A 4,087-nucleotide genomic window follows, 5' to 3' on the forward strand; every position below is an offset into this window, starting at 1 on the left:
AGCGGGGCAGGACTGGTCGGCCCAGTCCGATCTGACGAACTCTCTCGTCCAGCTCGGTCGGGAGGCGCTGCTGAAGGCTGCAGCGGACCAGGACCAGCTCGACACCGTCGAGGACGAACTGTTCCGCCTCGGTCGCATCGTGGCCGGCAACCCCGACCTCGAGCAGACGCTCTCCGATCGCGGCACGCCGGCTTCGGCCAAGCGCGATCTGCTGACGCGCCTGCTCTACGGAAAGGTGACCGCGGTCACCGAAGCGCTGGCCGTCCATGCGGTCGGTCGGCTGAGCGAGTCTCCGGCCGACACGTTCGACGAGTTGTCGGCACTCGCAGCAGCCCAGCGGGACCGTGCCGTTGCGCATGTCCGCAGCGCGGCACCGCTCGATGCACGGCAGGAGGAGCGGCTCTCCGCGACCCTGACCCGCATCTACGGGAAGCCTGTGACGGTGCACGTCGAGGTCGATCCCGAGCTTCTCAGTGGATTGGTCGTCCGGGTGGGCGACGAGGTCATCGACGGTAGTGCCGCGGGTCGACTCGCTGCAGTGCGCAAGAGCCTCACGTAGTCCACTACCGAACACACACATAGATCTTTTCGAAGACCAGATACCGAGAGCAGGAAGAACATGGCGGAGCTGACGATCTCCTCCGACGAGATCCGTAGCGCGATTGACAATTACACCGCGAGCTACTCCCCGGAGGCCTCCCGCGAGGAGGTCGGCGTGGTCGTCGACACCAGTGACGGCATCGCGCACATCAGCGGTCTGCCGTCGGCGATGGCCAACGAGCTGCTGGAGTTCCCCGGTGGCGTCCTCGGCGTGGCCCTCAACCTCGAGGCCACCGAGATCGGTGCCGTTATCCTGGGCGACTTCCAGACCATCGAGGAGGGCCAGGAAGTCAAGCGGACCGGCGACGTTCTGTCGGTGCCGGTGAGCGACAACTTCCTGGGCCGCGTCGTGAACCCGCTCGGTCAGCCGATCGACGGTCTCGGCGACATCGAAGCCGGTGAGACCCGCGCCCTCGAGCTGCAGGCCGCGACCGTGCTGGAGCGCCAGCCGGTCGAGGAGCCGCTGCAGACCGGCATCAAGGCCATCGACGCGATGACCCCGATCGGCCGTGGCCAGCGTCAGCTCGTGATCGGCGACCGCAAGACCGGCAAGACCGCGGTCTGCATCGACGCGATCCTGAACCAGAAGGCGAACTGGGAGACCGGCGACCCGAAGCAGCAGGTCCGCTGCATCTACGTCGCGATCGGCCAGAAGGGCTCGACCATCGCGGGTGTCAAGCAGGCACTCGAGGAGAACGGCGCGATGGAGTACACCACCATCGTCGCGGCTCCCGCCTCCGACTCCGCCGGCTTCAAGTGGCTCGCCCCCTACACCGGTTCGGCCCTCGGCCAGCACTGGATGTACCAGGGCAAGCACGTCCTCATCGTGTTCGACGACCTCACCAAGCAGGCCGAGGCGTACCGCGCCATCTCCCTGCTGCTGCGTCGTCCGCCGGGCCGCGAGGCATACCCCGGCGACGTCTTCTACCTGCACTCGCGTCTGCTGGAGCGCTCCGCCAAGCTCTCCGACGAGCTCGGTGGCGGTTCGCTGACGGCCCTTCCGATCATCGAGACCAAGGCGAACGACGTGTCGGCGTACATCCCGACCAACGTCATCTCCATCACCGACGGCCAGGTCTTCCTCGAGTCCGACCTGTTCAACAAGGGTGTCCGCCCCGCCATCAACGTGGGTATCTCGGTTTCCCGAGTCGGTGGCGCCGCCCAGACCAAGGGCATGAAGAAGGTGTCGGGCTCGCTGCGTCTGGAGCTCGCCCAGTTCCGTGAGCTCGAAGGCTTCGCCGCTTTCGCCTCCGACCTCGACGCCGCGTCGAAGGCTCAGCTCGAGCGCGGTCAGCGTCTCGTCGAGCTGCTCAAGCAGGACCAGTACGCTCCCATCGCGGTCGAGGACCAGATCGTGTCGATCTACCTCGCCGGCGAAGGTGTCTTCGACTCGGTTCCGGTCGGAGACGTGCGTCGCTTCGAGGCCGAGCTCCTCGAGGATCTGCACCGCAACGCCGCAGGCGTCTACGAGCAGATCGCCGGTGGCAAGGCCCTGTCCGACGAGTCGATCGAGGCTCTCCACGCCGCGACCGCCAAGTTCAAGGAGGGCTTCATCGCCTCCGACGGCAGCCGTGTCGTGAACGAGGCGGAGGCCGAGGCTCTCGGTGCCGACGAGGTCGAGCAGGAGCAGGTCTCCGTCAAGCGCACCACCGTTCGCAAGTGAGCGGGGAGTCCATGACCCAGCGTCCAGTGAAGGGAGTGTGATCGACGAATGGCGAACTTGCGCGAACTGCGCTCGCGGATCAAGTCGGTCAACTCGACCAAGAAGATCACCAAGGCGCAGGAACTGATCGCGACGTCGCGTATCACGAAGGCCCAGGCCCGAGTGGCAGCGTCCAAGCCGTACGCCGAGGAGATCACCAAGGTGCTCTCCGAGCTGGCGAGTGCGTCGGCCTCGTTGGATCACCCCCTGCTCAACGAGCGTGAGAACCCCAAGCGTGCCGCAGTGCTGGTCGTGACCAGTGACCGCGGTATGGCCGGCGGTTACAACTCCAACGTCCTCAAGGAAGCCGAGGAGCTGCGTCAGCTGCTCCTCAGCGAGGGCAAGGAGCCTGTGCTGTACGTGATGGGCGGCAAGGGCCTCGGTTACTACACGTTCCGTGAGCGTGAAGTGGTCGCTGCCTGGACGGGCTTCTCGCAGGATCCTCGTTACACGGACGCCGCGAAGGCGAGCCGCCACCTGGTCGAGCTGTTCATGGCGGGTTCGGGCACCGAGGTGCCCGCCCCGAACGGCGAAGGCACCGTCGAGGGCGTCGACGAACTGCACATCGTCTACACCCGCTTCGTGTCGATGCTGACGCAGACCCCCCAGGTCCGCAGGATGGCTCCGCTCGAGGTGAGCATCACCGAGGACGAGATCGACCTCGGCGAGGACATGCTTACCGACGGGCACCGTGGCACGGGCACCGAGGGACCTCAGGCGGTGTACAACTTCGAGCCCGAGGCCGGAGTCCTGCTCGAGGCTCTCCTGCCGAAGTACATCAGCACGCGTATCTACGCGTCGCTGCTGGACGCGGCGGCCTCCGAGTCGGCGGCCCGTCGTACCGCCATGAAGGCCGCGACGGACAATGCCACGGAACTGGTGAACACCCTCAGCCGTCAGGCGAACCAGGCCCGCCAGGCCCAGATCACCCAGGAAATCAGCGAGATCGTCGGCGGTGCCGGTGCGCTCGCCTCGAGTGCAGGAAGTGACTGAACCACAATGACCGCAGCAGTAACCGACAACAACGCCGGTGCGGCGTCGGCCCTTGCCGGGCGCGTCGTCCGCGTCATCGGCGCCGTCGTCGACGTGGAGTTCCCGCGTGGCGCCGTGCCCGAGCTGTTCAACGCCCTGCACGCAGAGGTCACTCTGCCGTCCGTGGCGAAGACCCTGACCCTCGAGGTCGCGCAGCACCTGGGTGACAACCTGGTCCGCACGATCTCCATGCAGCCGACCGACGGACTTGTCCGCGGTGCCCCGGTGTCCGACACGGGCAAGCCGATCTCGGTTCCCGTCGGCGATGTCGTCAAGGGCCACGTGTTCAACGCGCTGGGCGACTGCCTCGACGCGCCGGGCACCGGCCGCGACGGCGAGCAGTGGGGCATCCACCGCAAGCCCCCGGCCTTCGACCAGCTCGAGGGCAAGACCGAGATCCTCGAGACCGGCATCAAGGTCATCGACCTGCTGACCCCGTACGTCAAGGGCGGCAAGATCGGCCTGTTCGGTGGCGCCGGTGTCGGCAAGACCGTTCTGATCCAGGAGATGATCACCCGTATCGCGCGTGAGTTCTCCGGCACGTCGGTGTTCGCCGGCGTCGGTGAGCGCACCCGTGAGGGCACCGACCTCCACCTCGAGATGGAAGAGATGGGCGTCCTCCAGGACACCGCCCTTGTCTTCGGTCAGATGGACGAGCCGCCGGGAACGCGTATGCGCGTCGCTCTGTCGGCCCTGACGATGGCGGAGTACTTCCGCGACGTCCAGGGACAGGACGTGCTCCTGTTCATCGAC

3 protein-coding genes and 1 pseudogene are annotated in these 4,087 nt (G+C 66.6%); all 4 read left to right on the top strand.

All coding sequences use genetic code 11. The annotated features are described in order from the left end of the window. Nucleotides 1–559: F0F1 ATP synthase subunit delta (locus tag R1101_RS0117540; RefSeq protein ID WP_016934667.1), on the top strand; the 559-nt coding region annotated here is incomplete at its 5' end. A 60-nt stretch (nucleotides 560–619) separates the two neighbouring features. Continuing rightward, complete coding sequence (atpA, locus tag R1101_RS0117545) at nucleotides 620–2,263, top strand: F0F1 ATP synthase subunit alpha (protein WP_016934668.1); 1,644 nt, start codon at nucleotides 620–622, stop codon at nucleotides 2,261–2,263. A gap of 48 nt (nucleotides 2,264–2,311) precedes the next feature. Beyond that, on the top strand, nucleotides 2,312–3,295 hold the full coding sequence (locus tag R1101_RS0117550) for a F0F1 ATP synthase subunit gamma (RefSeq protein WP_016934669.1): 984 nt from the start codon (nucleotides 2,312–2,314) through the stop codon (nucleotides 3,293–3,295). Nucleotides 3,296–3,301: 6 nt separating this feature from the next. Then, nucleotides 3,302–4,087: pseudogene (locus tag R1101_RS0117555) on the top strand (F0F1 ATP synthase subunit beta); the annotation flags it as partial.

It is taken from the genome of Rhodococcus sp. R1101 (genome assembly GCF_000278445.1).
GTDB lineage: Bacteria > Actinomycetota > Actinomycetes > Mycobacteriales > Mycobacteriaceae > Rhodococcus > Rhodococcus gordoniae.